Genomic DNA, 26,382 nt, shown 5'->3' with positions numbered 1-26,382 from the left:
CGGGCCTGGGACAAGGCTCCGTCGGGCGCCGGCCCGTCGACCAGTCGCGTTCCTGTACCGGTGGTGTCGGCCGGCCGTCAGGTGTAGGAGGCGACCGGGCAGGTCAGTGGCTGCCCTGGTGTGGTGCGATGGCGGGGTGCCGATCCACTCCGACTACTGCCCGATCGCGCTCGGGGTCGAGATCCTCGGCGACCGCTGGACCCCGCTGGTGATCCGGGAGCTGATGGTCGGCGCCGAGGGATTCAACGACATCCACCGTGGTCTGCCCCGGATGAGCCGCACCCTGTTGACGCAACGGCTGCGGGCGCTGGAACGGCACGGCCTGGTCAGCCGTCAGCCGGCCGGGCCCGGGCGCCAGGGCAGCTACACGCTGACCGAGGCCGGCTGGGCGCTCACGCCGGTGATCTGGTCGCTGGGGCGGTGGGCGGCCGCCTGGGTCTTCGACGACCCGGCCGACGAGGACTGCGACGGCCTGTCGCTGATCTGGCGCATGCACCAGCATGCGGTTCCCGACCGGCTTCCGCCTCGGCGGACCCTCGTCCACGTCACCCTGACCGGGCCGGGCGCCGCCCAGGGCTGGCTCGACATCGAGCGGCCCGCGATGACCGTCTGCAAGGAGGAGCCGCGCGAGGACGTGCACCTGCGGGTCACCGCGGACAACCGCCAGATGCACCGCTGGCTGCTCGGGCGCACGCCGCTGCGGGCCGTGTTCGACGCCGGCGAGGCCGAGATCCATGGCCCGACCGCGCTGGTCCGCGCCTTTCCCACCTGGTTCGACACGACCGTCTTCGCCGCCGGCCCGCCCCCTGCCTGACCTGGAACGTCAGGACAGGCCACGACGCGGCGCCGGCGGGGACGCGGTGGGCAGCAGCGACTCGGGCATCGAGATCGCGCCGGCCGTCGCGGTCAGCAGGCGGCTCAGGCGGGGGAGAGCACCGGCGGCGACGGCATCGGCGCCGCCGGACACCCCCAGCGCGGCGACGACATCGCCGTCACCCGAGCGCACGGGTACCGCCACGGCGCGCCGGCGCACGTCGTACTCGAACTCCTCGATCGCGTAGGCCCGCGTGCGGATGCGTTCCAGGTCGTCGATGAGCGCGGCCGTCGAGACGAGGGTCGCCGGAGTGTAGGCGGCCAGGGTGCCAAGGCTGGTCGCGCTCTCGGTGACGGGTGCGGCGGTGTAGGCGAGCAGCACCTTGCCGGCGGCGGACGCGTGCAGCGGCGCCGGTGGCAGCGCATCCGGCCGAGCGGGCGAGGTCCCGTCCGCCTCGACGAGCAGGACGGTCCGCGCACCCGCGCCGTCGCGAACGCTGAGGCAGACCGCCAGCCGGGTCTGGAAGGCGAGGGAGGCGAGCAGCTCCCGCGTGCCCGCGACGTCATCGCGGTCGAGGACGACCCGGGCCAGCCGGAGCAGGCCGGGCCCCGGCATGTAGCGCTCGGACTCCGGGTTGTACCAGAGCAGTTCGACGTCGGCCAGGGTGCGCAGCAGGCGGTGGGCGGTGCTCGTCGACAGGCCGGTCGCACCGGCGAGCTCGGTCAGGCTCCGGTCCGCGCGGCCCTCGAGGAAACAGTCGAGCAGCGCGGCCGCGCGCCGGACGGACTGGACCGTGTTGGGGTCCGATCTGGCCGCCGGGCCAGCATGAACAGCGGTCGTCGGGCTCACCACTCAACATCGGCTTACTTACCGGGATCGACGGTGCGCCCGCAGACGCCGTACCCGACGTGCATACGTAGGCGGTCGCGGGCGCCGCGACGAGCGGGCATCGGCCATCAGCACGCGCCGGAACTCGCCGCGTGACAAGCATAGCCGGCACCGTGACCGCGCTCGGCGCGTGGTGCCGTCACAGCGGTCCCGCTGCCGCCTTATCTGTTCCCGCTATGCGGAAATCGATCATCCTGCCGCCCGATCCTGGCGCGGGCGAAGCCCTTCCCCCTCGGTGCGGGGCGCCGTCTTTCCCGCTTGGCGGGAATTCCTACTGGACAAGTGGGGTTTGTGTCGGGCACCATGACCTCGCGGCCGGATCACGCCGCGCTGGTGCCGCGAGATGGGGGCGCCGGCGGCGGTCCGATCCCTGCCGCGACCCGACCAGGCTGGAGTGCATGTGGATCTCGAACGGCATGGCAGGCGGGTCGTCGGGCGTCCGGTCCCGGCGCGGTCGGGTCGATGAGCACGGACTCCGCCCCCGCGCGGCCGGCGGCGGACCGCGCGTGGAGCGTGGCGGACGTCGCCCTGATCGACGAGTTCGTCGAGGGCGCCTCCGGCACGGCCGCCGTCCGCAACGAGGCCGGCTGGCAGCAGTGGTCTCTCGTGCCGCGCGTGTTCCGGGATGTGCGCCGGATCAGCACGGCCTGGACCGGGTTCGGGCTGGCGTTGCGGGCGCCGGTCCTCATCGCCCCGACCGCGCTCGGCCTGGTCCATCCGCAGGGTGAACGGGAGGCGGCGCGCGGCATCCGCGCCGCGGGGATGGGACTCGTGCTGTCGCAGGGCAGCACCTTTCCCGTGGCCGAGGTGGCCGAGGTGTCCGGGCCCTTCCTCCAGCAGGTCTACCTCACCCAGCGCCGCGACGCGCTCTGGCCGTTCCTCGACCGGGCCGTCGACGCCGGGGCCACCGCCCTCGCGCTCACCGTCGACCAGCCGGCGGCGGGCGTCACCCTCCCGTTCCGGGCGTCGCTCGCCCGGTTGGCGGCGCCGGGCGCCAGGAATCTCGGCAACGCCAACTTCGTGGGTGTCCCGCCGGCGGACCTGGCCCTTGAGTCACGGATCGAGCTGGCGGACATCGGCCTGCTGGCCGACCGTACCGGGCTGCCGGTCGTGGTCAAGGGCGTCCTGCACCCGGACGACGCGGTCGCCGCCGTCGAGGCGGGCGCGGCCGGCGTCGTGGTCTCCAACCACGGCGGACGCCAGCTCGGCGGAACCATCACCTCGGCCGAGGCCTTGCCGCGGGTCGTCGCCGCGGTCGGTGGGCGGGTGCCGGTGCTGGTCGACGGCGGGATCCGGCAGGGGGAGGACGTGCTGCGGGCGCTGGTACTGGGCGCGGACGCGGTGCTCGTCGGCCGGCCCGCGGTGCGCGCGCTGCGGGCGGGCGGAGCCGACGGCCTGCGGGCGGCGCTCGAGACCCTGCGCGGCGAGCTGGAACTGGCGATGGCGCTGGCTGGGACACCCGACCTCGCCGCCGTCACCTCGCTGGGCATTCGCCATGCCACCCAGACTCCGTATGCCACCGACACTCCGCGCGGCTGACCGGATGCGTCGGGAGCCTGTGATGACTACAACTCATCCGTCATTCCCGCAAGCAAATTCATTTGCCAATCCGTATACTGACAACATGACCGAGGATGTCCTGCGCAAAGTCCAGGGTGTTGCCCGGTCCCGCCCGATTGCGATCTTCGTCGGCTGCTTTCTCACCAGGCGCCGGTCGATCGATCTCTGTATCGTCACCACCGCCTGCTGTTCTGGCTGACCTGCCGGGCCCGCGCGGCCCACGGTAGTGCCGTCCGACCAGGCATGCCGTCCGACCAGGCTCGGCGGCCTTTTCTGAACCGGTGTTCCATCTGCTCCGGTCCAGCTTCCATCTTTTTCTGTCAGTCCTGTCACGGCGTCCTGCCGTGGATTCGCGCCGGATAGTCCCGCGACGCCCCCGGGGAGTGCGAGGCCACCGATCCCCTTTTCCCGTCGCCCATTCCTCTGATTGCGGAGCACCCAGAGATGTCCATCGAGGCCCCGGTGGAGACGCGGCAGGCCGGCATAGCGCCCCCTGTCACGATCGACCTGCCGTCCGCGGCGCACGGGAGCGTTTCCCGGGCGCGAAGCTCGCGCACGTTGCACCGTGTGCTCAGAACCGCGGGGCCCATCGCCCTGCTGGGCCTGTGGCAGCTCATCTGCTCCGTCGGGCTGGTCGACGCCGGCCTGCTGCCCTCGCCCTGGCGCGTCGCCGACACCATCCGCGAGCTCACCACCGACGGGACCCTGCTCCCCGCGATCGGCGTCTCGCTGCGGCGCGCGGGCGTCGGGCTCCTGTTCGGCGCGGCCATCGGCATCACCCTGGGCCTGGTCGCCGGGCTGTCCCGGATCGGCGAGGAGGCGCTGGACTCGTCGCTGCAGATGCTGCGGACGATTCCCTTCATCGCGCTGGTGCCACTGTTCGTGGTGTGGTTCGGCATCGGAGAGGAGGCGAAGTACGCACTCATCACAGCCGCCTGCATCTTTCCCGCGTACCTCAACACCTACGCCGGCGTCCGGGGTGTCGACCCGAAACTCATCGAGGCGGCCCGCGTCTTCAAGGTCAGCGGACTCGCCCTGGCGCGGGAGGTGATTCTGCCGCTGGCGATGCCCGGCATTCTCGTCGGCATCCGGTTCTCGATGGGTGTCTCCGTCCTCGCGCTGGTGGCCGCCGAGCAGATCAACACCCAGTCCGGAATCGGCGTGCTCGTTCTTGACCTGAACGGCACGCTGCGCACCGACATCATAATCTCCGGAGTCGTCGTGTACGCGTTTCTCGGCATCGTCGTCGACCTCGTCGTCCGCAATCTTGAACGGCTGCTTCTCCGCTGGAAAGCGAGCATTGTCTGATGACCACGGGCATCGCCACCTCCGAGACCGTGGACGCGCCGGAGTCCCGGGATCGCCCCGCCGTGCGGGTGAGCGGCGGCCGCAGGGCCTTCGGCGACCAGATCGTGCTGGACGACGTCGACCTGAGCATCGCCCCGGGGGAGTTCATCGCGCTGCTCGGCGCGTCCGGCAGCGGGAAGACCACGTTGCTGCGGGCGCTCGCGGGCCTCGACCGGCTCGACGCGGGCACGGTGACCGTCCCGCGGGAGCGGTCGGTGGTCTTCCAGGAGCCGCGGCTGATCCCGTCCCGCCGGGTGTGGCGCAACGTGGTGCTGGGGCTGCGCGGCACCGGCCGGGAGCGGGCACTCGAGGCTCTCACCGAGGTCGGCCTGGCCGATCACGCGCAGGCCTGGCCACGCACCCTGTCCGGCGGCGAGGCGCAGCGGGTCGCGCTGGCCCGGGCCCTGGTGCGCGAGCCGGGACTGCTCCTGCTCGACGAGCCGTTCGCCGCGCTGGACGCGCTGACCCGGCTGCGCATGCAGGAACTGGTCGCGGCCCTGTGCCGCCGGCACAACCCGGCCGTCCTGCTTGTCACCCACGACGTCGACGAGGCCATCCGGCTCGCCGACCGGGTCCTCGTGCTGCGGTCGAAGCGGCTGGACTCCGGGGTGGTGATCGACAAGGAGCGCCGGGCCCAGACCGGCGACTCCTACGCCACCGACCTTCGCTACCACTTCCTCAACCTGCTCGGGGTGCGCGGCCCGCAGCCGACGGACCGTTCCGCGCACCCGAGCGATCCCGTGCAGGAGGCACACACATGACCACCCTCGCGACGCAGGTCCAGGTGAGGCCGCTGACCAGCGGATTCGGCGCGGAGGTCACCGGTGTCGACCTCAGCCGGCCACTCGACGCCGACATCCTCGCGACGATCCGCCGTGCCTGGCTCGACCGGCAGGTCCTCTTCTTCCCCGGCCAGAACATCGACGCGGACGCCCAGACCGCCTTCGCCCGCGCTCTCGGTGAGGTGACCGCGCCGAGCGCCTATCTGCCGCCGATCGACGACAGGCACCGGGAGGTCGTCGCGTTCGACAGCCGGGAGAACAAGGAGGAGTACGTCAGGCGCGGCCGGCATCACGGCTGGCATGTCGACATCAGTTTCCAGTCGACGCCGCCCGCCGGCTCGGTGTTCAACGTCGTCACGCTGCCGCCCGTCGGCGGCGCGACCTGGTTCGCCTCGGCGCAGCTGGCCTACGAGACGCTGAGCGCGCCGATCCAGCGGCTGCTCGACGGCCTCGTCGCCGTGCACAGCTTCCGGTCGAGCACCGACCGTGTCCCGCTGCTCGAGGGCCGCGTGCAGGTCTGGGAGGACGAGCAGGCGAACACGGCCGCGGGCGGCGCGGAGCATCCCGTCGTCACCGTCCACCCGGAGACGGGCCGCCGAGGCCTTTTCGTCAACCCGGGATTCACCCGGTCCATCAAGGGGCTCTCCGCGCACGAGAGCAGCGTGCTGCTGGAACTCGTCTACGACCATGCCCTGCAGCCAGAACACCTCATCCAGTACCGCTGGAACAAGGGTGACGTCGCCCTGTGGGACAACCGCACGGTCTGGCACCGCCGCGGGGACGACTTCGACCCGGACGCCGTGCGCATCGTGCACCGCGTGCAGCTGCGCGGCACCCGGCCGGTCGGCGTGGCCTGACCCGCGCACCGGCTCGACCGGCCATTTCGCAGATTGACGTGAAGGGAAAGTGCAACAGTGTCCACAGCAAGTCCCATGGAACGCAGACGGGGTACGCGGCGTCCCCGCGCCGCGCTCGGTCTGGTCGCCAGCCTCGCGGCAGTGGCCCTCGCGGCCTGCGGCTCCAGCGGGGGCGGGGCGGCGTCGGCGAACTCCGGTACCGGTACCGGGTCCAGCTCCAGCGCCGCGGTGGACCTGTCCGGGCTCACTCTGAAGGTGGGCGTCTCGGGCGGCTCAGCGGCCTTCACCGTGTCCAATTTCAGGGGCTCGGGCGTTATTGACAAGCTGCCCTTCAAGGTCGAATGGGTGGCGTTCCCCGACAGCCCGCGGGTGCTGCAGGCGGTGCAGAGCGGCGTGGTCGACACCTCGTCGCTGATCGGCGACGTCTCGCTGCCGCTGGCGGCCAGTGGCCTGCCCGAAGGCGGGAAACTCCCGGTGAAGGTGGTCGGGGCGGTCCAGCCTGCCAATGCCAAGGAGCACGCGGCGCTCACCGTCGTCGCCAATCCGAAGGCCGGCATCAACTCCATCAGCGACCTGCGGGGCCATTCCATCTCCTACATCACCGGTGGCTGGCCGCAGTCGGTGCTCGCGGCGCTGCTGAAAGAAGCGAAGCTGACGCCCAAGGACGTGAAGCTGGTGCCGCTCACCGGGCAGGCGCAGCTCGCCGCGTTCCAGTCGGGCAAGGTCGACGTGTCGATCGCCTCGATCGTGCAGATCCAGCCGGCGGTCGACGCGATCGGCGCGAAGACGATCTGGGACAGCACGCGGGCGGGCACGCCCACCGTCACCTTCTCCTATGCGACGGACAAGAGGCTGGCCGACGCGCGGTACTCGGCTGCTATCGGCGGTTTCGTCAAGGCCCAGGCCGAAGCCCAGGCGTGGAACGCGCTGCACCCGGAGGACCTGGCCAAGGCCCTCATGACCGATCTGCACTTCCCGGAGAAGACCGCGCAGGCCAGCGCGGTGGTGCAGAACCAGGGCGTGCCGATCGACGCGGCGCTCATCGCCGCCGAGCAGGCGCAGGCCGACGATCTGCACAAGGCCGGTTTCATCCCGCGCACGGTGGACCTGGCGCCGTATTTCGACAACCGCTACGACTCTCTCGTCACTTCCGTTCCGCGTCTTCCGCAGAGCTGACGGCGCACCGCCGGCCGGCCCCGCACCGGGGTCCGGCCGGCGTCCCGGCCTCTACACCGCTCACAGAGGAACGGCCTCACCGATGCCCTCTCCCGACCGCCAGCTTCATCTCAACGTCAACATCCTCGACGCCGGCAGGCACCCGGGCGCCTGGCGTTTCCAGGACGATCCCCGCCTCTTTCTCGACATCGACTACTTCCAGCGGATCGCCCGGCTGGCCGAGCGCGGCACCTTCGACGCCGTCTTCCTCTCCGACGGCGTCTCACTGCACCAGGAGCCGCCGGAGAAACCGTGGAACGCGCTGGAACCCAGCGTGCTGCTCACCGCGCTCGCCACCGTCACCGAACGCGTCGGCCTCATCGGCACCGTCTCGACGACGTTCAACGAGCCGTTCAACCTGGCCCGCCGGTTCGCCTCGCTGGACCACATCAGCCGCGGCCGGGCCGCCGTGAACATCGTCACGACGATCTCGCCGAAGGCGAGCGCCAACTTCGGGCTGCGCACCACCCCCGACCACGACGCCCGCTACGCACGGGCCGAGGAGTTCGTGGACGTCCTCGCCGACCTGTGGGACAGCTGGGAGGACGACGCGATCGTCGGTGACCGGCTCCGCTCCCGGTTCGTCGACGGCGCGAAGGTGCACACGATCGACCACGAGAGCCGGTACTTCGCGGTCCGGGGCCCGCTGAACGTCCCCCGCTCCCCACAGGGCCGGCCCGTCCTGGTCCAGGCCGGGTCGTCCGGTGTGGGCAAGCGGCTGGCGGCCCGGGTCGCCGACATCGTGTTCACCGCCCAGCCGACGTTCCCGACCGCCGCCGCCTTCTACACGGAGATCCGGCAGGCCGCCGCCGGCTTCGGGCGCGACCCCGACCACCTCGTCGTGCTCCCCGGCCTGTTCCCGATCATCGGCGGTACGGAGGCCGAGGCCCGCGCGCGCAAGGCCGAGCTCGACGCCTACTTCCCGTTCGACGTGGAACTGCCCCGGCTGGCCGCGCAGCTCGGCGTCGAACCCGAGCAGCTGCCGCTGGACGCGAGGCTGCCCTACGACCAGCTGCCCGACGTGAGCTCGTACGCGACCGGTTCGCGCGGCTTCTTTGAGGCGATCGTCGCGATGGCCCGCACCCACGACTACACGGTCCGCGAGCTGCTGCTGGCCAACGGCGGCGGGCACCGGCAGGTCATCGGCGCGCCCGAGCAGATCGCCGACGACATCGCCCGCTGGTTCCACGGGCGGGCGGCGGATGGCTTCAACCTGAACTTCGACGTCTTCCCGTCCGGCCTGGAGGCGTTCGTCGAGCACGTCACGCCGGAGCTGCGCCGCCGTGGGATGTTCCGCACGGAGTACACGGGCACGACGTTGCGCGAGCACCTCGGCCTGCCCCGCCCGGCCAGCCGCTTCGCCACGGCCGGGGCCACGGCCACCGCCTGACCGACCCCACGGCCCCGCCCGACCCGCCGGGTGCCAGAACCAGAGCGAGGAGACCGCCATGAGCACGTTCCCCCCCATCGGCCACGACCTGACCGTGGGTCCCATCCCCATCGTCGAGGACGAGACCACCTTCGTCCCGGCCGGCGTGCTGGAGATCGGCTACGCCACCCGGATCGTGGACAGCAAGGCCATCGCGCGTTCCGCCTCCGTGCTGGGCGCGGTCGACGACGGCCGCACGGCCGAGCAGACCGAGGCCTACCTGCGCGAACTCGACGAGAACCCGCCGGGCGGGGTGGCCCTGCACGTGCGCGAGGCCAGCACGCACCGCGAGTACCTGCGCTTCGACTGCTTCGACGACGGCCCGCATTACCACTACATCGTGGAGCCGGACGTGGCGCAGACCATCGTCGGCTACGACGTCGACGCGAACGGCCCGGTCTACCCCTGGGCGCTCGAACGGCTGCGCCATCACCTGCCGGCGCTGCTGACCCGGGCCGGGCGCCCTGACCTGGCCGCGCGGCTCGATCCCGACGCGATCGCGGCAGCCGTCGACGCCGTGGCTCGGGGCGTGGCCGACCTGGAGCGGGTCAGCCCGACCGCGGCATGACCGCGACGGCCACCGCGGCACTCCCGATCCGCTACGTCGTGCTGGGCGCCGGGGCGATCGGCGCCTCGGTCGGTGCGCAGCTGGACCGCGCCGGGTACGACACGGTGCTCGTCGCCCGCGGCGCACATCGCGACGCGATCGCCCGAGACGGCCTGCGCCTGCTTGCCGACGGCGTCGACGAACGCCGCCGGATCGCCGTCGCCGGACATCCCCGCGAGCTCACCTGGAGCGGTCGGGACATCGTGCTGCTGGCGGTGAAGAGCCAGGACACCGCCGACGCGCTCGCCGGCCTCGCCGAGGTCGCCCCGCCGTCGACACCGGTCGTCTGCCTGCAGAACGGCCTGCGCAACGAGGCGGCCGCGCGGGAACGGTTCACCGACGTCTACGGGGTGATGGTGTACCTGCCGTCGGCGTACCTCACCCCGGGGGAGGTGGTGAACTACGCGGCGCCCGCGCGCGGCGTCCTCGTCCTGGGGAGCCATCCCGGCGGCGTGGGGGCGCTCGGGCCGGAACTCGCAGAGACCCTCACCGCGGCCGGGTTCACCGCCCGGGCAGTGCCCGACATCCTCGCTTGGAAACGCCGCAAGCTCCTCACCAACCTCGGCAACGCCGTCGACGTCCTGTCGGGCCTCGGCGACGGCTTCCTCGACGCGATCGACCTCCTCGGTCGCGAGGCGGAGGCGGTGTTCGCCGCGGCCGGCCTACCCGTCGTCGACCGGGACGTGTTCGCGGCGCAGGTGGACGGGCAGCGCCTCGCCGAGATCCCGGGCCGGCCCTATCCGGGCGGCTCCACCGCGCAGAGCGTGCTGCGCGGCGGCACGGCACCTGAGGTCGGCGAGTTCAACGGGGAGATCGCCCGGCTGGGCCGCGACCACGGCGTGCCCACCCCGGCCAACTCCTTGGTCGCCGCCCTGGTGGACGAGGTGTCCCGCGGGATTCGGCCGGCCCGCGGGCTTCCGCTGCACATACTCCTGCCCCGGCTCCGGAAGGCTGCCCTGGCGGCGTAGCGGCGACCCGACGGCGCCGCGCCGTGGCACGACGCGCCGCGGCGCGAGGCGGGTGCGGCGGCACGCGGGCCGCACCCGCGGTTCAGTCCTCGGTGCCGGTGGGCCGCACGTCGTAGACGCAGACCCGGTGCAGGATGCGGGGGCCCTGTGTGTCCGACACCCGCATCAGCGTCGAGCGCGCGTCGGCGAGCACGACCGTGCCGGGCTCGGCCACGTAGGAGGCCTCGTGCTCCGGCCTGGACAGGTGCTCGATGAGGAGCTCCAGCAACTGGCGGCCCTCCTCCGGTGACACCCCGACCAGCGCCCGGGTGCTCCAGGGATCGATGAACAGCCCGAGCCGCCCGGTCTCGGGATGCACCCGCACGACCGGATGCTCGATCGGATCCACCTGGGTGATCATCCGCCCGTTCCAGCGGCCGGGACCGAAAGCGCGCACGTACTCGTCCATGACCGGCGCGTGATGCACCCCGCGCAGGTCGCGCACCCGGGCCCGCAGCTCGGGGTCCAGGGATCGGTAGGCCGCCTCCCGGGACAGCCACCGCATCCTGGCCCCGCCGGGCGGCGCGACCCGCAGGTAGAGCACGACGACGCCGGCCGGCTCGGCCATGTACTGCATGGCACTGTGCCAGGCATCGAGGCCGCCGTCCCACCGCCGGCTGTCGATGACCTTGATCTGCGGATAGGCCCGACTGAGACCGGGGATCACCGCGCTCGACGGCGTGATCTCGCCGAAGTGCTCCGCCAGAGCGATGTGCTCGTCCGGGTCGAGGATCTGGTCCGGCAGGACGACGACACCGTGGCGCAGCAGGAGCTCGGACAACCAGGCCTGGTCACGGCCCGCGGCGCCGGCGAGATCCAGATCGCGCACCTCAACCCCGAAGGCACCTGGCAATGGGCTGGGCGCGGGCCGCGGACGCAGCGCCGTGGCGCCGCGGCGGCCGGCCGGGGGAGACATGGCACCATCTTCACACGTCCGGTCGAGATTCCCCGAAACCCGGACACACTCCAGTCACAATCGCCCTGTCTGCCCGCTCCGCCGACGGCCCGCCCTCCCCTCGTCCGCGCCGGCGGCCCCGACGAGAGCCTCGCGGTCAGCCCCACAGCGGCGGTCCACCGCGAAAAACGAGTGGCGACGAGGCGGCTTCCGCGTGATGATGCCGTCGCCTGCGGCCATGACGGAGCACGCAGCGTCCAAGGGAGAACCGTGACGCCAGTCGCCGCCGAATCGGTCGTCGCCACGTCCTCATCCGGGTCCGCGCCCGAGGTACGCCTCACGGGCGGGGTCGTGCGGGGCAGCCGGGAAGGGGGCCTGGCGGTCTTCCGCGGCGTCCCCTACGCCGCGCCGCCGGTCGGCGAGCTGCGTTTCGCCGCGCCGCGGCCGGCGCCGGGCTGGGACGGTGTGCGGCCAGCCGTGACGTTCGGTCCGGCGGTCCCGCAGAGCGAGGTGCTCGGCCAGCAGGCGTCCACCCAGGACGCGGTGGGCGACGACTGGCTGACCGTCAACGTCTGGTCGCCCGACGTCGACCCCGCCGCGGCGCTGCCGGTGATGGTCTGGATCTACGGCGGCGCCTACGTGCTCGGCACGTCCGGACGGCCCGAGTACGACGGCGGCCATCTCGCCCGGGACGGCCAGGTGGTCGTCGTGACGTTCAACTACCGCCTGGGCGTGGAGGGCTTCGCGCAGATCGCCGGCGCGCCGCCCAACCGCGGCCTGCTCGACCAGATCGCCGCGCTGGAATGGGCACGCGACAACATCACCGCCTTCGGGGGCGACCCCGACCAGGTCACGATCTTCGGCGAGTCGGCCGGCGGCGGATCCGTCGCCGCACTGCTGGCCATGCCCCGTGCGCGGGGGCTGTTTCGCCGCGCCATCGCGCAGAGCGTGCCGGGCACGTTCTTCGCACCGGAGCTCGCCGCCGACCTCGCCGTCGCCTTCGCCGCCGAGGTGGGCGCGCGACCCACCGTCGCCGACCTCGCCGGTGTCGATCCCGCGCTGCTCGCCGCCGCCGGCGACGCGGTCGCGGGTGACCTGGACGCGGGTGACCTGGACGCGGGTGACCTGGACGCGGCCGGTGAGCCGCGCGCGGCTGGGGCGAGCGGGGCAGTGGGCCGGGCCGGTCGCATGGCCAGGGCCGGACGCTGGGGGCTGGCCGCGCGCCGGTCGATCCTGTTCGCCCCCGTCGTCGACGGCGACGTCCTGCCGAGCACACCGTGGGAGGCCGTGGCCGGCGGCGCGGCCCGGGACGTCGGTCTGCTCGTCGGGCACACCCGCGACGAGCAGCGGCTGTTCACCGCCATGTCCGGCCTGCTCGGTCAGGTGAGGCCGGAGCAGGCGGCCGAGGCCCTCCAGGACCTCGCGCCCGGTCCCGGCGGCGCGCGCGGCTACCGCGACGCCTACCCGCAGGCGGGTCCCGGCGAGCTGTACGAGCTCGTCCACTCCGACTGGCTGTTCCGGATGCCGAGCCTGCGCCTCGCCGAGGCTCAGGTGGCGGGCGGCGGCCAGGCGCATCTGTACGAGCTGGCCTGGGCCGCCCCGGGCATGGGCGGCATTCTCGGGGCCTGCCACGGCCTCGACGTCCCGCTCGTGTTCGGCAACCTCACCACCGGCCAGACGGCCTTGCTGTTCGGCGAGAGCCCCGCCGCCGAGGCGGAGACGCTGTCCGCCGCGATGCGGACCGCCTGGACCGGTTTCGCCACCCACGGCGACCCGGGCTGGCAGGCGTTCGACCCCGAGCGCCGCCTCACCCAGGTCTTCGACACCCCCACGACCGTCACGGCCTACCCCCAGGACCGCTCCCGGCTGATCTGGCAGCACCACACCTTCCCGCCCCTCCCACTGCTCGGCTGACAGGCCGCCACGCACCTGCCGGCTCCCCATCGACGAGGTCGCCTTCACGTCGGTGGTGCGGCTACGCCTGGGTGCGGCGGGCGGCCTCGTCGGCGAGGGAGACCGCGAGGAGACGGGACAGTCCGGGGGCGTCCTGGGCGTCGAGCATGGTGATGTAGGCGGGTCGTCGGGTGACCTGGACGATGGCCGGAAAGCCGAATCTGCGGATCGTCTGGTAAGCGATGATCGCCCGGCCGGTGCGACCGTTGCCGTCGGAGAACGGGTGGATGCGCTCGAATGCGATGTGCGCGCTGGCGACCGCTTCCAGCAGGGCCTCGTTGTCGAGGTTCGCGGTCTGCCACTCGGTCTGATCGGCCCACTGACGCATGAGATCGGGCACCCGGGCGGGCGCCGTGGGCTGCCAGGAGGCGCCAGTAACGATGTTGGTCGAGGTCTTGTACTGACCACGGTCGTGGGCCAGGTGGTCCATCAGCGTGGCATGCAGGTGCAGGATCAGCGCCGTGGTCAGGGGTTCGTCCTGCGCGACGGCCCGCAGGACACGGGCGAAGGCCTCGTAGTGGTTCGCGACCTCGTACAGGTCGCGTACCGGCGTACCCGCCACAGGCACACGTTGGTCGACCAGCAACGTGACGGTGTCGGCAAGGGTCAGGGTGTTGCCCTCGATCGCGGTGGAGTGGTGTGCCAGGCGCACCAGCACATCGTCGGCATACTCCGGGGACAGGACCCCGGAGCCGGCGACCGCGGCCAGGAACTCCGCTCGAGTCCAGGTCACGCGCGGCTCCTGGTCACGCGCGAGTTCGGGCCGCGTTGATGACGGCCATCAGTTCGGCCATGGGAGCGTCCTCATAGCGGCTCACCGCGCGCGCCTCGAGGACCCCGGCGCGGACTGTCACCTCGAGGATGTCTCCGGGGGTGACGCCCAGGGCGCGCAGCTCGGTCGGGCTGATCGTGATACCCGCCGAGTTCCCGATCGTGACGACCTTCTTCTGCATACGAACAGGCTACGCCCAGGTACGAACCAGGTCTCGGGTCGGCGGTCCGGAGAGTCGAGGCGGCGCCGCGCCGACTTCCCTGGTGAGGGATTGCGTTCCGCGGAACGCGCGCCGGCGGAGGCGCGCTGCCCGGATGGGCGTCTGGGCGGTGCGGTCGTGCCGTCGGCTGCGCCGCGCCCCGCGGGGCTCATCGGCGCCATGGATGGCATCCTTCTGGCGTCATAGTGGCGTCGCGATGCTTGCATGTGAGCCACGGCGATGCCATAGTGGTGCCATGGAGTTGGGAACGTATGTGGATCGGCTCGGCCAGGAGCTCGTCGCGGTGCTGGAGGGCGGCGGCGACGAGGCGCGTGCGCTGGTCGAGCGGCTGACGGGTGGGCTGGAGTCGGCGATCCGGCTGACGCTGCTGGAGACGCTGTCCGCGGCGGCGGACGAGATCACGCGGGAGCTCGCGCCTGGCTCGGTGCAGCTGCGGCTGCGCGGGCGGGACCCCGAGTTCGTCGTCGCGCTGCCGCCGGCGGACCAGCCGGTCGCGCCGTGGCCGGCCGACATGCGGCCGACCGACGTGCGGCCCACCGGCACGCGGCCGGCCGGGGAGCGGCCGGCCGGGGAGCGGTCGGCCGAGGAACGGGCGTCCGCCGCCGTGCTGGAGGTCGCGCCGGAGGACGGCGCGACGGTGCGGATCAACGTGCGGCTGCCCGAGCAGCTGAAGGCCGCCGTGGAGGAGGCGGCCGCGGGGGAGGGGCGTTCGGTCAACGCCTGGCTCGTCCGCGCCGCCGCCGCCGTCCTGCGACCGGCGCAGGACGCCGCCCTCCGGTCGGAGCGCGGCAAACCCGGCCGACAGCACGTCACCGGCTGGGTGCGCTGACACCGGCGCCGACACCGGCACCCCCACCGCAGTCACTACCTCCCACCGCAGTCACTACCTACGGAAGGACAGTCATGCCTGTCTTCGACACGCCGGCACCGATCCAGGCCACTCTGGAGCTGATCGTCGCCAACGCCAGGATCATCGCGACCGACCGCGCGGACACGGTCGTCGACGTCCGCCCGACCGACCCGGACGACGACTCGGACGTCAAGGCCGCCAAGCAGACCCGCGTCGAGTACTCCGACGGCGTCCTGCTCGTGCGGGCACCTCGGGCGGGGGCGCTGAACTTCTCCACGAAGAAGCGGTCCGTCGATGTCACCGTCGAGCTGCCGGCCGGGTCGCGGCTGGACTGCGAGGCGTCCGTCGCGGACGTGACCGGCTCCGGTGTGCTGGGGGACTGTCGCGTCAAGACGTCGATGGGCACCATCCGGCTGGAGCGGTGCGGGTCCGCGCGGCTGCGCTCCGGGGCGGGGCCCATCACGGTCGACGATGTGGTGGGCGACGCCGACGTCCACACCGGCACCGGCGAGGTGCGGATCGGCCCGGTGGGCGGCGACGTGACGGTGCGCAACTCCAACGGTGCCACCCGGATCGGCGCGGTGTCCGGAGAGGTCCGCGTCCGCAACGCGAACGGCAGGATCGACATCGAGCGTGCGGTCGCCGGCGCCGACGTGCGGACGGCCAACGGCGGCATCCGGGTCGACGGAGTGGTTCGAGGCGCGGTGGCGCTGCGCACGGCGAACGGCGACGTCGAGGTGGGCATCGCCACCGGCACCGCGGCCTGGCTGGACGCCAACACCGGATACGGCCACGTCCACAACGCGCTCGACAGCGTCTCCGACGAACCCGGCGAGGCCGACCACAAGGTCGAGCTCCGCGTGCAGACATCCTTCGGCGACATCAGGCTGCACCGTTCCTGATCACCGCGGGCGGGGCCGGTACGGTCAGTCGGAACGACGGTAGGTGAAGATCGTGTTGTCGAAGCCCTGTCACCGGGATGGGAGTACTCATCGGAGGTCCGTGCTCGGGCCGCCGGCGGCAGCACCGTCGTAGAGGAGCAGGTTGTCGGGGCGGAGCCGGACGCCCGCCGTGAGGGTGTGGTCGACGAGGCGGCCGTCATGCATGAGGTGCCGGACCGTCCAGCCGTGTGCGAGGACCGCGACGTCGGCGATGATCCGGCGGTGGCAGCGCCACCAGACCGACTCGCTGCACAGCACGGTGGTCCGTACCTGTGCGGCGCCGGCGAGCAGGCCGTCCATCGCACTCAGGAACCGCGGGTCACGGGTGTAGCCGGCGTAGCCGCGAAAGGACACGTTGCGCCAGAGCACATCAGGGGAGTCCGGCTTCGGCCGGCGGAAGCCGCCGAGCCCTGGTTCCCAGCGATAGCCGATTCCGGCCGCCGGTAGCCACCCGGCCATGACGGCGCGGGCGACGTCGGGGTTGCGCCGACTGCCGGGCGCGCTGCGCACATCCACCACCTCTTCCACCCCCGCACCCAGCAGCAACCCGGTCAGCGTCTCCCGATCCGCCGTGCCGTGGCCGACCGTGAGCAGCTCGCCCAACTCGCGATCATGAGGACCCGAGGCCATGGCGACGTTATCGCCACCCCACGGCCAACCGACACGTCCAGCGCGCCGTGGTCAGCCTTTCGTGGCCTCCACCAGCCCGCGCAGGATCGCCATGACCGAGCAGCTCGCGCCCGCCGTGGCCGCCGCCCGCGCGGACCGCCTGTGACGCTGGCAAAAAGCGACCGGCCCCGGACAGGAGCTGTCCGGGGCCGGTTGGTTCGCAGGATGTCAGGCGTTGACGGTCTCGTGGGGCGGGGGTGTCTGGGGTGTGCTCCCGGCGGGCGGCCCGTCGTGGTCGTCGGGGGGTTCGACGGACACGCGGGGCGTGACCCTGTCCAGCCAGCGCGGGTAGAACCAGTTGGCCTTGCCGATGATGTGCATCAGCGAGGGCACCAGCATCGTGCGCAGGATGAACGCGTCCAGGAAGACCGCGGACGCCAGGCCCAGACCGAAGATCTTGATCTGTCGGCCGGGGGAGACCAGGAAGCCGAGGAAGACCGCGATCATGATGAGGGCGGCAGCGGTGATGATGCCGCCCGTCTCGGCCTGGCCCACGGTGACCGAGCGCTTGTTGTCCTTGGTGTGGACCCATTCCTCGTGCATGCGGCTCACGAGGAACACCTGGTAGTCCATGGACAGACCGAACAGGATCGCGAACAGCATCACCGGGATCCAGGCGTCGATCGGTCCGCCGGGTCCGCCGCCCAGGGCCTCCGAGCCCCAGCCGTACTGGAAGATCGCCACGAGCAGGCCGAACGAGCCGGCTGCGGCCAGCAGGTTCATCACCGCCGCCGTCAGCGGGACGACGAGGCTGCGGAAGGCGAGCAGCAGCAGGAGGAAGGACAGCCCGACGACCACCGCGATGAACACCGGCAGCTTGCGGGCGAGAACCTTGGCGAAGTCGACGTTGATCGCCGTCTCGCCGTAGGTGTAGATGTGCGTCGGCGTGCCATTGGACAGCGGCGGCAGCACGTCGGAGCGCAGGTGCCGGACCAGCGTGTAGGTCTTGTGCGACTGGGGCGACGTGGTCGTCTTGAACGAGACGAACGCGATGTCCTTGTTCAGGGGGCTCGTGACGAGACTGGACCGGTCGACGCCGGGAGTCTCGGAGATCGCCGTCGACACGCGTCGCAGGAACGCCTTGTCGGCGGCGCCGGGCCCGCTCACGACGGCTTCGAGGGCCGAGTTGTAGCCGACGCCGAAGTCCGACTTGATCAGGTCGTAGCCGACCCGGGTGGTGGAGCTCTTCGGGTCGCTGCCCTGGTCGCTGGCGCCGAGCTGGATCGAGAAGAACGGGACCGCGAGCGCGACCATCACCGCTGCGGCGATGACACCGACGACCAGGCGGTTCTTGGCGACGAACTCCGACCAGCGGGCCCAGAACCCGACCTGCTGGTCGGTGAGGTAGTCGCCGGCGCGTACGGCCGCGCGGTGCTTGCGGGTGAGCACCTTGAGCCCGAACAGGCTCAGCAGGGCGGGCAGCAGGGTCAGCGACGCGGCCATGGTGAATCCGACCGCGAGCGCGGTCGCCACCGCCATGCCGTTGAAGAAGCTCACGCCGAGCGCGATCAGGCCGAGGATGGCGATGCACACGGTGGTACCGGCGAACAGCACGGCCCGGCCCGAGGTGTTGATGGCCGACACGATCGACTCGGACACCGGCATGCCGCGGCGCAGGTTGCGGCGATGCCGGGTCACGATGAACAGCGCGTAGTCGACGCCGACACCGATGACCATGAGTTCGGCCAGATAGGGCGTGATGTTCGAGACGTTGATCGCGTGGGTGAGGATGTAGATCACCCCCAGGCCGCCGACGAGCGCGACGACCGCGCTGGCCAGCGGCAGCACCGTGGCAGCCACCGTCCGGAACACGAGAGCCAGAATGATCAACGCGGCGGCGAAGCCGATGAACACCGATCCGCCGGAGCCCTGGCTCTGCCCGATGCCGGCGAAGGCGTTACCGGTGAACTCGACCTGCAGCGACGGGCTGTCCAGACCCTTCAGCGAGTCGTAGACGTTGTCGAACAGCTTCGCGTCGTAGTGGTTGTTCTCCCACGTGATCACGGCGAGGGCGGTGGTCGACCCGCGCGCGGAATTCAGCAGCTGGGGGTTTCCGGCCTTGGCGGCGGCGCCTCGGGAGCAGTCGATGGACTGCCACGGCGTGGAGATCAGCGCCACGTGGTCGCCCGAGGTGCAGAGCTTGGCCAGGGCCGGCTGGAGCTGCGCCGGCGCGGCGGTGAACGCCCCGGACTTGTTCTTCAGGACGACGGTGCCGGCGGCGCCGTTCTGGTTGTCCATGCCGGCCGCGGTGAGCAGCTTGGCGACGGTCGCGCTCTCGGTGTGCGGCAGGCTGAACGTGTCCTTGTACGCCGCCCCGCCCATCGCTCCGGCGATGCCCTGAGCACCGACGATCACGACGAGCCAGCCGACGATGACGAGCCATCGTCGGCGGATGGCGAACTGGGCAATGGTCTTCATGAACTCTCCTGATCGGAGCCTTGCGCCACGCGGGCTTCCGGGTGGCGAGTACGCGGTCAGGCAAACGCGCCGCGCAGATACGCTGATCGTCCCGTGGTGATCCCTAGAGGGGAACGGGGTACCCCCAGGTCTGGTCACTGGCAAGCATATGGGTAGCCCTCAGGCAGACTGGCCACTGGCCAACGAACCAGGTCAATCTGGTTGTTCACGCAATGGATTCCCATCTCCTCTCGCGGAATTGATCAGCTATGTGCGCCGCGCGACTCGATCTGGCCGGCCTGACGTTCTGACGTGCACGCTCACCGAGGAGCTGGGTGCCATGACCCTATCAGGGTTGCGAACGCATGTTCGACGCGCCCGGGGCGGTGTCCTGTCGTCCATCCGACATCGCCCACCATCCGACATCGCCCACCCTCCGAGCTCGGGCAACGGCCGGATGAGGGCCATGCGGACCGCGGTCACGTGCGAAGGGTCCGGCCGCCGGATTCGAGAGTCCGTCACACTCTGTAGTGATGCGCCAGGCTGGACGGCTATGGCGGCAGAGGAACGGGCGTGCCCGCGTCCCCCCCTGCTCGATCGATGTGTCTCCAGGCCGGACGGTCCCGCGGGTCCTCGGAATCCTGGCCGCAGGGCGACACATTGATCCTGTGCGGAATCGACCTCAGCCCTGCGCGCGGGGGCCACCGCCCGGGCGGAGATCGCCCCCGCCCCGGCGGTGTCCGCGGACTTCTCCGGCTGACCCGGTACCCACGGACCCGGGGAGGGCCGTTGCCGCGGATGGTTAGGCAGATTTCGCAGAACGACACATGTAGCCCTCAGCCCTGCAACACCCGCCAGCGACCTCACGCGCGGCGACCCGACACCGAGAATCACTGATCATCTCTGGTGTCGGCGCCGACCGTAACGCCGAGGATGGGGCGAACTTCCCGTGGGTGGGAAGCGCCTGCGGGGGATGGTGGGCTTTGTGTCGCGAACTCCACGTTTCCTGTCGGGTTTGTCCCCATGTTCGCGACACGGGCCGCCGTGATGTTGCCGGGACGCTGTCACGACCAGCCGCACCGGCAGCCGTGAGGATCACAACTCGAGACGCGATCTGCTGGTGCTGGTGCTGGCATCGGTGCGGTGGGGCTCAGCGGGCGAGGCCCGCCAGGTCGGTGTGCATCTCCCAGACGAGGATTTCCGCCGGACCAGCGGCGCTGGCGGTGAGGCGCTGCCCGCCCGTCGCCGTGAAGCGGACCGCGTCACCGGTCTGCAGCGGGCCCGAGCCCTCCAGCGTCACCTCGCCCTGCGCGACGAAGAGGTGCAGGTAGGGGGCCTCGGGCAGGTCCACAGCGCTGCCGGGGGTCAGCCGGGCGGCGTGCAGTGCGGCGTGCCGGTTGCGGATCCGGATCGCGCTCTGCCCGTCGTGGCGTGCCATCCCGGAGGCCACTGGCACCAGGCCGCCGCGTAGCAGCTCGTCGGTGATCTCCAGCTGCTCGTAACCAGGGTCGATGCCCTCGGTATCCGGCGCGACCCACATCTGGACGAAATGCACCGGCTCGTCGTGCGGTTCGCCGCCGAGCCGCCACGAGTCGTTCTTCTCCGAATGCAGGATGCCGCGCCCGGCGCTCATCCGCTGGGCGAGACCCGGGTACAGGACACCCGCGTTGCCGACGGAGTCCTGGTGGACGAGCGAACCGCCGAGTACCCAGGTGACGATCTCCATGTCCCGGTGCGGATGGGTCTCGAAACCGGTCCCGGGCGCGACGGTGTCGTCGTTGCTGACCAGCAGCAGCCCGTGGTGGGTGTTCGCCGGGTCGTAGTGCCGCCCGAACGAGAACGAGTGGTGGGAGTCGAGCCACCCGATCCGGGTTGCGGCGCGGGAGTCGGCTCGGCGGACGTCCACCTTCGCCTGCGTGGTGCGCGTCATGACGATCCCTTCTGCGGTCGGGTGCACCCGCCAGCCGCGGATGCTTGCACGGACAACTAATGCCCCGGCTGCTCTCTTCCCGGCTCCGGCGCCGGTCCCGCGGGACCGGGGTTCCTCGCCGCTATGGCGATGATCGGCGCTCAGCGGCCTACGGACAGCGGGAGCGGACCGGCCGCAGCGCGCTCGTCGTAATGGGTGCGGGCGGCGATGATCTGGGGGGCGTGGACGACCGCCCATTCGCCGACGGCGTCGGTGAGGGTGCCGACGTCGAGCCCGAGCTCGGTCAGCGCGTACTCGACGCGGGGTGGGACCGTCGGGTAGACGGCGCGCGACACGAGGCCGTCGCGTTCCAGGTTCCGCAACGTCTGCGTGAGCATCTTCTGGGTGATGTCGCCGAGCAGTCGGCGCAGGTCGTTGAAGCGCATCGGCCCGCCGGAGCGGCGCAGGGCGGACAGCACGTACAGCGCCCACTTGTTGGCCAGGACCTCCAGCACGGTCCGCGAGGCGCAGCCATTGCGGAATCGGGCGCGCCACCTCTCGGTCTCCTCGTCATATCCAGTACCCATGAGGTACCTGGATATCAGAAAGGTGCCTACTTTACGGCGGGTACTGGCGGACGGAATCGTCGTGCCATGCGCGCGATCAGCCAGACCGCCTTCGGCGGTCCCGACGTTCTCCGTCTCATCGAGGCCGATCCACCCGTCCCGGGCCCGGGAGAGGTGCAGATCAAGGTGAGCGCGGCCGGGGTCAATCCCGCCGACTGGAAGGCACGGGCCGGTCTGCTCGACCTTCCCATGGCCCACCCCTTCATCCTCGGCCTCGACCTTGCCGGGGTGGTGACCGCGACCGGCGCCGACGTCACCCGGTTCTCGACCGCAGACCGCGTGTACGGGTTCACCGCTCCGCCGCGCGGCTCCTATGCCGAGCTCGCCGTGGCCCGGCAGGAGGCGCTCGCACCGGCCGGCGAGCTGGATCCGCTGGTCGCCGCCGCGCTGCCGATCGCCGGGCTCACCGCCTGGCAGCCACTGGTCCGGGTGGGGGCGGTGCGGCCGGGCCAGCGGATTCTCGTGCACGCCGCGGCCGGCGGCGTCGGTCACCTCGCCGTGCAGATCGCGAAGCAGCGAGGCGCCTACGTGATCGGCACCGCCCGGCCCGACAAGCACGAGTTCCTGCGGGCGCTCGGCGCCGACGAGCTGATCGACTACACCCGGGTCGACTTCGCGGCGGTGCTGAGCGACGTCGACATGGTGATCGACCCGATGGCCGAGGACTACGGCCCGCGCTCTCTGGACGTCCTGGCTCCGACCGGCGTGCTCGTCGACGTGCGTGGCAGGGGACCCGACCGCACCGAGGTCCGCACGCTCGCCGCCCGCCGCGGGCTGCGCTACGTCCGGTTCGGGGTCGAGCGCTCGGGCGACGACCTGCGGCAGCTCACCGACCTGGTGACGCGCGGTGCCCTGCGGGTGGAGATCACCCGGACCCTGCCACTCGCCGAGGCCGCCCGGGCGCACGAACTCCTCGAGACGGGTCGCGTCCGCGGGAAGATCGTGCTGTGTGGGTGGTAGGCGAGGCCGGCGGCTCAGCCGTTGCGGGCGAGAGCTGGCCCGGTGGCGCGGTTCAGCAACGTCAACGTCGAGGCGACGACCGTCAGGGAGGCGACGAGCCCGGCCGCGACGAGCAGCCAGTAGTCCGCGGGTGGTGGTTGCAGCGTCTCGTCGAGCTGGGAGTGCAGGAACAGCCCGGCGGTCAGAAAGCCGGTCACGACCGAGACGAGGGCGAGCACCACCAGCGGCACCGCGTTCTCGAACAGGACGACGCGGCGCAGCAGCCCCATCGGCGCCCCGGCCAGGCGCAGCAGACTGAAGGGCCGCCCGCGTTCGGCCAGGCCGGCGACCGCGCTGACCGCCAGGCCGCAGCCTGCGATCGGGAGGCTGACGAGGGCGACGATCTCGGCCAGTCGCTGGTAGGAGGCGTTGCGCTGCTGGTCCCGGTCCACCTCCTCGGCGATGGTGATGGGGATCGTGTGCTGCGGGTTGGCGCGCCGCAGCGCGGTGCGGGCGCGTTCGAGGGCGGCCGGGCCATCGGTCGTCACGGCGAGTGACTGGACGGGGAGCCGGGCGAGCCGGGCGGCGGAGACGGGAGCCGCCGGCCACTGCCGGTCGTGGGCAGTGCCCGGAGACCAGCCGGCATCGCCGATCGTGACAGTCGGCGTGCCGGCCGGGCAGCGGCCGAGCGCCGGGGTCGTCGCCAGCTCGGCGCAGGACACCGCGCCGATCGCCGGATGGTCGGAGCTGTCGGGGGAGATCGTGTGGATCACCGTGACGCCACGCACGCCGTGGATCGCCCGCAGCTGGGCGGGCAGCGAGGCCGGAATCGACGCGACATCGCGCGGGCCGTCCGGTGTGAACGTGGTGTAGCGATCGATCAGGGTGCCGCGTTGGTCCGGGCCCCGGTGCGCGAGGGGACGGCCGCGGCCGCCGGAGCCGTACGCGTTGATCGTCGTGATGATCCCGACGGCGACGCTGGTGACGAACAGGGCAAGGACGAGCCCGCTGATCGCGCGGAAGCCGGCCCGGGGGTTGTCGGCCAGTCGCCGGGCCCCGATGAGCACACCGGGGCGGCTTGTCCGCGCGGCCAGCAGGCGCGCCGTCACCGAGGTCAGCCACGGCCCGACGACGACGAGCCCGACCATGGTCAGCAGGATGCCGGTCAGGTACGCCTCGACCTGACCGCCCGTGCTGGCCGGCCGTCCGGCGTGGACGAACCAGGCCAGTTCACCGAGGCCTGCCAGCAGCGGGAGGGCGCGCCAGGCTCGCGGCGCCGGCGGGGTGACCCGGCGGGTGACCCCGAGCGGCGAAATGATCACACGGCGCAGGGTGAGCCAGGCCGCGAGGACGGCCACCGTCGGCACGCCGACCGCGGTCAGCGCGATGTCCATTGCGCCGAGCGACAGGTCGGCGGAGAAGAACCGGTCGCCGGTGAGGTTGATCCCTGCCACCGCTGGCCGGGCCAGCGGAAACAGCGCGAAGCCGGCCGCGGTGCCGGCCACAGCGGCGACGCCCGACTCCACCGCGGAGATCACCGAGATCTGCCGTGGGGTCGCGCCGACCAGGCGCATCGAGGCGAAGCGCTGTTCGCGGCGCGCGGCGGACAGCCTGGTCGCCGTACCGATGAAGATCGTGATCGGGAACAGCAGGGCGGCCGTCACCACGGACAGGATCAGCGCGATGCCGTTCGCGTTGATGCCGATGTCGACGCAGTCGCCCTGGCAGCCGCTGGGCGAGGTCGTGCTGATCCGGGTGACGAGCTCGGCGCCCGGCGCCTGCGCCAGGTCGCCGACCTGCCGGCCGATCACGATGATCAGGGAGTCCGGCGAGGGCAGCGCGTCCGCGCCGATCAGGCCGACCTGCCGGGCCGGGTAGCGGGCCCCGAGCTGGTCACCGGGGGTCGAGCGCAGCAGCGTGCTCATCGCCGGCGACGCGTAGAACTGTCCCGGCCCAGGTAGGCGTGAGATGCCGGGCGGTAGCGGTGCGTGCGGCCCGGTTGCGGCCAGGTCGACGCGGCCGATGACGTGGCCGTCGAACCGGTCGGAGCTCAGCCGCCACCAGAGCGGGTCCGTCGCTGAGCCGGCCGGCGCTCCGACTGCCACCCCGATCCTTCCGGCCATCCCGACTCCACCGGCCGAGTCGGTGCCGGCGCTGGTGCCGACGCCCGTCTCGAGCCAGGCGTAGCGGTCGTTCTGCGCGGAGACGGCGTTGAGGCCGGCGAGGGCGAACAGCAGCAGGCCGACGCCCAGCGCGACGCCGGCCGCGATGAGGACCAGGCGGATGATCGCCTCCCGGCCGCCGCCGAGGGCGAGCCGCAGCCCGAGGCGGATCATGACGGGGCCGGCGCTGGTTGCAGCGCGCTGACCCTGCCGTCGCGAACGACGACCTCACGGTCGGCGTAGGCGGCGACGCGCGGCTCGTGGGTGACGAGGATGACCGTCGTGCCCTGCTGCCGGGCAGCGGTGACCAGCAGGTTCATCACTGTCTCGCCAGACAGCGAGTCCAGCGCGCCCGTCGGCTCGTCGGTGAAGAGCACCTCGGGCTCGGCGACCAGGCCGCGAGCCAGCGCGACCCGCTGGGCTTGGCCGCCCGACAGTTCGCCCGAGCGGCGCGTGCGCGTTTCCTCGATCCCCAGCCGGTCGAACCACGGCCGCGCGCGGGCCAGCGCCCGGGCCCGCGCGACCCCGCCGAGCAGCAGAGGCAGCGCCACGTTCTCCTCGGCGGACAGTTCCGGGACGAGCTGACCGAACTGGAACACGAAGCCGAAGCGGTCACGCCGCACGGCGCTGCGCTCGGTCTCGGGCATCGTGTCCAGGCGGCGGCCGGCGAAGTGGATCTCGCCGGAGTCAGGTGCGAGAATACCGGCGAGGCAGTGCAGCAACGTCGACTTGCCCGAGCCGCTCGGCCCCATGATCGCCAGGATCTCGCCTGGTAGGACCGACAGGCTCGCGCCGCGCAGCGCCGGCGTCGGCCCGAACGACAGGGTGACGTCGCGTGCCTCCAGTAGTGGGGCCGCCCGGCTCGGTTCCGCTGTCATGATCGCACCACCTCGGCGAGCGCGTCGAGGCGGGCCGTCGTCATCTCGATCCACCGCAGGTCGGCCTCCAGGCGGAACAGGCCGTGGTCGGCGAGCATCGCGTCGACGAGCCCGCCGGTCCGCTTCAGCTCCGTCAGCTCGCGCATCCGGCGCAGATGGGCGGCCCGCTGGGCATCCAGGTAGCCCTCGGCGGGGCGGCCTGACATCAGCGCCAACACGACCTTGACGAACAACACCGTCTGCAGGTGCGGCTCCGCCGCGACCGGCTCGCGCAGCCAGGCCTCCAGGTCGGTGACCCCCTGACCGGTGATGACGTAGCGCTTGCGGTCCGGGCCGTCGCCTGGCTCCGCATCGCCGACGGTGACCTTCCCGTCCCGCGCCAGGCGGCCGAGGGTCGAGTAGACCTGCCCGAATGGCAGCGGGCGGCCCCGGCCGAAGAACGCGTCGTAGTCGCGCTTGAGGTCGTAGCCGTGGCTCGGTTCTCGTTCGAGCAGGCCGAGCAGTGCCATGGGAACCGTCATATCTGAGTGTCTACACTCGGTGTATACCTCGGGTCAATACTCCGGATCGGCGTGCACGGCACAGTCGAGGTACCGGCGCTCGGAAGGCAGCAAACCGTCGTGAGCGGGACGGAACTGATCGGCGGGCACGCGCGCCGCCCCGTC

24 protein-coding genes are annotated in these 26,382 nt (G+C 71.8%); 13 read left to right on the top strand and 11 right to left on the bottom strand.

All coding sequences use genetic code 11. From position 1 onward, the window contains the following. Positions 1–136: 136 nt before the first annotated feature. Entirely contained in the window at positions 137–814 is a 678-nt protein-coding gene (locus C1A33_RS31175) for a winged helix-turn-helix transcriptional regulator (RefSeq protein ID WP_101835887.1), read from the top strand. Positions 815–823: 9 nt separating this feature from the next. On the opposite strand, the gene C1A33_RS31170 is transcribed toward C1A33_RS31175, so the two are convergent. After that, a complete protein-coding gene (locus C1A33_RS31170) occupies positions 824–1,663 on the bottom strand; it encodes an IclR family transcriptional regulator (protein WP_165818662.1) in 840 nt (279 codons plus the stop codon). 501 nt (positions 1,664–2,164) lie between these two features. Here C1A33_RS31170 and C1A33_RS31165 point away from each other — a divergent pair. The 8 genes from C1A33_RS31165 (at position 2,165) to C1A33_RS31130 (ending at position 10,467) form a co-directional block, all read left to right on the top strand. Further along, positions 2,165–3,241 carry an alpha-hydroxy acid oxidase gene (locus tag C1A33_RS31165; protein WP_165818661.1) on the top strand — a complete coding sequence of 359 codons (1,077 nt, stop codon included), beginning with the start codon at positions 2,165–2,167 and terminating at the stop codon, positions 3,239–3,241. Positions 3,242–3,829: 588 nt separating this feature from the next. Next, the gene (locus C1A33_RS31160) at positions 3,830–4,570 is read left to right on the top strand and encodes an ABC transporter permease (RefSeq protein ID WP_207770582.1); all 741 of its coding nucleotides are present in this window, start codon (positions 3,830–3,832) and stop codon (positions 4,568–4,570) included. Beyond that, entirely contained in the window at positions 4,570–5,370 is an 801-nt protein-coding gene (locus C1A33_RS31155; protein WP_101835879.1) for an ABC transporter ATP-binding protein, read from the top strand. The genes C1A33_RS31160 and C1A33_RS31155 overlap by 1 nt, the downstream gene beginning before the upstream one ends. Further along, on the top strand, positions 5,367–6,248 hold the full coding sequence (locus tag C1A33_RS31150) for a TauD/TfdA dioxygenase family protein (protein WP_101835877.1): 882 nt from the start codon (positions 5,367–5,369) through the stop codon (positions 6,246–6,248). The genes C1A33_RS31155 and C1A33_RS31150 overlap by 4 nt, the downstream gene beginning before the upstream one ends. Before the next feature lie 75 nt (positions 6,249–6,323). Further along, positions 6,324–7,424 (top strand): ABC transporter substrate-binding protein, encoded by a 1,101-nt coding sequence (locus tag C1A33_RS31145; RefSeq protein ID WP_101835875.1) that lies wholly within the window; start codon positions 6,324–6,326, stop codon positions 7,422–7,424. An 82-nt stretch (positions 7,425–7,506) separates the two neighbouring features. Then, the gene (locus C1A33_RS31140; RefSeq protein WP_101835873.1) at positions 7,507–8,853 is read left to right on the top strand and encodes an LLM class flavin-dependent oxidoreductase; all 1,347 of its coding nucleotides are present in this window, start codon (positions 7,507–7,509) and stop codon (positions 8,851–8,853) included. Positions 8,854–8,911: 58 nt separating this feature from the next. Continuing rightward, a complete protein-coding gene (locus C1A33_RS31135) occupies positions 8,912–9,460 on the top strand; it encodes a DUF7700 domain-containing protein (RefSeq protein WP_101835872.1) in 549 nt (182 codons plus the stop codon). Then, positions 9,457–10,467 (top strand): ketopantoate reductase family protein, encoded by a 1,011-nt coding sequence (locus C1A33_RS31130; RefSeq protein ID WP_101835870.1) that lies wholly within the window; start codon positions 9,457–9,459, stop codon positions 10,465–10,467. Before C1A33_RS31135 ends, C1A33_RS31130 begins: the two co-directional genes overlap by 4 nt. An 82-nt stretch (positions 10,468–10,549) precedes the next feature. Here the strand turns inward: C1A33_RS31130 and C1A33_RS31125 are convergent, their stop codons facing one another. After that, positions 10,550–11,422, bottom strand: a complete 873-nt coding sequence (locus tag C1A33_RS31125) for a TauD/TfdA dioxygenase family protein (RefSeq protein ID WP_101835867.1) — start codon at positions 11,420–11,422, stop codon at positions 10,550–10,552. Between the two features lie 249 nt (positions 11,423–11,671). Here C1A33_RS31125 and C1A33_RS31120 point away from each other — a divergent pair, with 249 nt between their 5' ends. Continuing rightward, positions 11,672–13,315 carry a carboxylesterase/lipase family protein gene (locus tag C1A33_RS31120; RefSeq protein ID WP_101835865.1) on the top strand — a complete coding sequence of 548 codons (1,644 nt, stop codon included), beginning with the start codon at positions 11,672–11,674 and terminating at the stop codon, positions 13,313–13,315. A gap of 61 nt (positions 13,316–13,376) precedes the next feature. Here C1A33_RS31120 and C1A33_RS31115 read toward each other — a convergent pair whose 3' ends face one another. Further along, complete coding sequence (locus C1A33_RS31115) at positions 13,377–14,087, bottom strand: Fic family protein (RefSeq protein ID WP_101835863.1); 711 nt, start codon at positions 14,085–14,087, stop codon at positions 13,377–13,379. 13 nt (positions 14,088–14,100) lie between these two features. Next, the gene (locus tag C1A33_RS31110) at positions 14,101–14,307 is read right to left on the bottom strand and encodes an AbrB/MazE/SpoVT family DNA-binding domain-containing protein (RefSeq protein ID WP_101835861.1); all 207 of its coding nucleotides are present in this window, start codon (positions 14,305–14,307) and stop codon (positions 14,101–14,103) included. Between the two features lie 274 nt (positions 14,308–14,581). Between C1A33_RS31110 and C1A33_RS31105 the strand changes: the two genes are divergently transcribed. Further along, positions 14,582–15,175, top strand: a complete 594-nt coding sequence (locus tag C1A33_RS31105; protein ID WP_101835859.1) for a ribbon-helix-helix protein, CopG family — start codon at positions 14,582–14,584, stop codon at positions 15,173–15,175. Between the two features lie 74 nt (positions 15,176–15,249). Then, positions 15,250–16,098, top strand: a complete 849-nt coding sequence (locus tag C1A33_RS31100; RefSeq protein WP_101835857.1) for a DUF4097 family beta strand repeat-containing protein — start codon at positions 15,250–15,252, stop codon at positions 16,096–16,098. A gap of 87 nt (positions 16,099–16,185) precedes the next feature. On the opposite strand, the gene C1A33_RS31095 is transcribed toward C1A33_RS31100, so the two are convergent. The 4 genes from C1A33_RS31095 to C1A33_RS31080 form a co-directional block, all read right to left on the bottom strand. Next, a complete protein-coding gene (locus tag C1A33_RS31095; protein ID WP_243408114.1) occupies positions 16,186–16,740 on the bottom strand; it encodes a DUF488 domain-containing protein in 555 nt (184 codons plus the stop codon). A gap of 234 nt (positions 16,741–16,974) precedes the next feature. Next, positions 16,975–19,224 (bottom strand): MMPL family transporter, encoded by a 2,250-nt coding sequence (locus tag C1A33_RS31090; RefSeq protein ID WP_101835853.1) that lies wholly within the window; start codon positions 19,222–19,224, stop codon positions 16,975–16,977. 1,129 nt (positions 19,225–20,353) lie between these two features. Further along, the gene (locus tag C1A33_RS31085; RefSeq protein ID WP_101835851.1) at positions 20,354–21,133 is read right to left on the bottom strand and encodes a pirin family protein; all 780 of its coding nucleotides are present in this window, start codon (positions 21,131–21,133) and stop codon (positions 20,354–20,356) included. Between the two features lie 140 nt (positions 21,134–21,273). Continuing rightward, complete coding sequence (locus C1A33_RS31080) at positions 21,274–21,699, bottom strand: winged helix-turn-helix transcriptional regulator (RefSeq protein ID WP_101835850.1); 426 nt, start codon at positions 21,697–21,699, stop codon at positions 21,274–21,276. 66 nt (positions 21,700–21,765) lie between these two features. Here C1A33_RS31080 and C1A33_RS31075 point away from each other — a divergent pair, with 66 nt between their 5' ends. Continuing rightward, the gene (locus tag C1A33_RS31075; protein WP_101835848.1) at positions 21,766–22,698 is read left to right on the top strand and encodes an NADP-dependent oxidoreductase; all 933 of its coding nucleotides are present in this window, start codon (positions 21,766–21,768) and stop codon (positions 22,696–22,698) included. Between the two features lie 14 nt (positions 22,699–22,712). Here the strand turns inward: C1A33_RS31075 and C1A33_RS31070 are convergent, their stop codons facing one another. The 3 genes from C1A33_RS31070 to C1A33_RS31060 are packed head-to-tail and all read right to left on the bottom strand — an operon-like array spanning position 22,713 to position 26,238. Beyond that, positions 22,713–25,013, bottom strand: a complete 2,301-nt coding sequence (locus C1A33_RS31070) for an FtsX-like permease family protein (protein ID WP_101835846.1) — start codon at positions 25,011–25,013, stop codon at positions 22,713–22,715. Next, positions 25,010–25,717, bottom strand: a complete 708-nt coding sequence (locus tag C1A33_RS31065) for an ABC transporter ATP-binding protein (protein ID WP_101835844.1) — start codon at positions 25,715–25,717, stop codon at positions 25,010–25,012. The genes C1A33_RS31070 and C1A33_RS31065 overlap by 4 nt, the downstream gene beginning before the upstream one ends. Then, entirely contained in the window at positions 25,714–26,238 is a 525-nt protein-coding gene (locus C1A33_RS31060; RefSeq protein WP_101835842.1) for a PadR family transcriptional regulator, read from the bottom strand. Before C1A33_RS31060 ends, C1A33_RS31065 begins: the two co-directional genes overlap by 4 nt. Positions 26,239–26,382 lie beyond the last annotated feature (144 nt).

It is taken from the genome of Frankia canadensis (assembly GCF_900197875.1).
Taxonomy (GTDB): Bacteria; Actinomycetota; Actinomycetes; order Frankiales; family Frankiaceae; genus Frankia; species Frankia canadensis.
The sequence above is the reverse complement of the archived record's forward strand: the minus strand, read 5'-3'. Positions and strand labels throughout refer to the sequence as shown.

Coding starts and splice junctions, on each gene's coding strand:
- C1A33_RS31065 (WP_101835844.1), bottom strand. CDS start 25,717: ATGACAGCGGAACCGAGCCGGGCGGCCCCACTACTGGAGGCACGCGAC.
- C1A33_RS31100 (WP_101835857.1), top strand. CDS start 15,250: ATGCCTGTCTTCGACACGCCGGCACCGATCCAGGCCACTCTGGAGCTG.
- C1A33_RS31085 (WP_101835851.1), bottom strand. CDS start 21,133: ATGACGCGCACCACGCAGGCGAAGGTGGACGTCCGCCGAGCCGACTCC.
- C1A33_RS31150 (WP_101835877.1), top strand. CDS start 5,367: ATGACCACCCTCGCGACGCAGGTCCAGGTGAGGCCGCTGACCAGCGGA.
- C1A33_RS31060 (WP_101835842.1), bottom strand. CDS start 26,238: ATGACGGTTCCCATGGCACTGCTCGGCCTGCTCGAACGAGAACCGAGC.
- C1A33_RS31105 (WP_101835859.1), top strand. CDS start 14,582: ATGGAGTTGGGAACGTATGTGGATCGGCTCGGCCAGGAGCTCGTCGCG.
- C1A33_RS31110 (WP_101835861.1), bottom strand. CDS start 14,307: ATGCAGAAGAAGGTCGTCACGATCGGGAACTCGGCGGGTATCACGATC.
- C1A33_RS31125 (WP_101835867.1), bottom strand. CDS start 11,422: ATGTCTCCCCCGGCCGGCCGCCGCGGCGCCACGGCGCTGCGTCCGCGG.
- C1A33_RS31070 (WP_101835846.1), bottom strand. CDS start 25,013: ATGATCCGCCTCGGGCTGCGGCTCGCCCTCGGCGGCGGCCGGGAGGCG.
- C1A33_RS31130 (WP_101835870.1), top strand. CDS start 9,457: ATGACCGCGACGGCCACCGCGGCACTCCCGATCCGCTACGTCGTGCTG.
- C1A33_RS31145 (WP_101835875.1), top strand. CDS start 6,324: ATGGAACGCAGACGGGGTACGCGGCGTCCCCGCGCCGCGCTCGGTCTG.
- C1A33_RS31135 (WP_101835872.1), top strand. CDS start 8,912: ATGAGCACGTTCCCCCCCATCGGCCACGACCTGACCGTGGGTCCCATC.
- C1A33_RS31165 (WP_165818661.1), top strand. CDS start 2,165: ATGAGCACGGACTCCGCCCCCGCGCGGCCGGCGGCGGACCGCGCGTGG.
- C1A33_RS31140 (WP_101835873.1), top strand. CDS start 7,507: ATGCCCTCTCCCGACCGCCAGCTTCATCTCAACGTCAACATCCTCGAC.
- C1A33_RS31080 (WP_101835850.1), bottom strand. CDS start 21,699: ATGGGTACTGGATATGACGAGGAGACCGAGAGGTGGCGCGCCCGATTC.
- C1A33_RS31155 (WP_101835879.1), top strand. CDS start 4,570: ATGACCACGGGCATCGCCACCTCCGAGACCGTGGACGCGCCGGAGTCC.
- C1A33_RS31075 (WP_101835848.1), top strand. CDS start 21,766: ATGCGCGCGATCAGCCAGACCGCCTTCGGCGGTCCCGACGTTCTCCGT.
- C1A33_RS31090 (WP_101835853.1), bottom strand. CDS start 19,224: ATGAAGACCATTGCCCAGTTCGCCATCCGCCGACGATGGCTCGTCATC.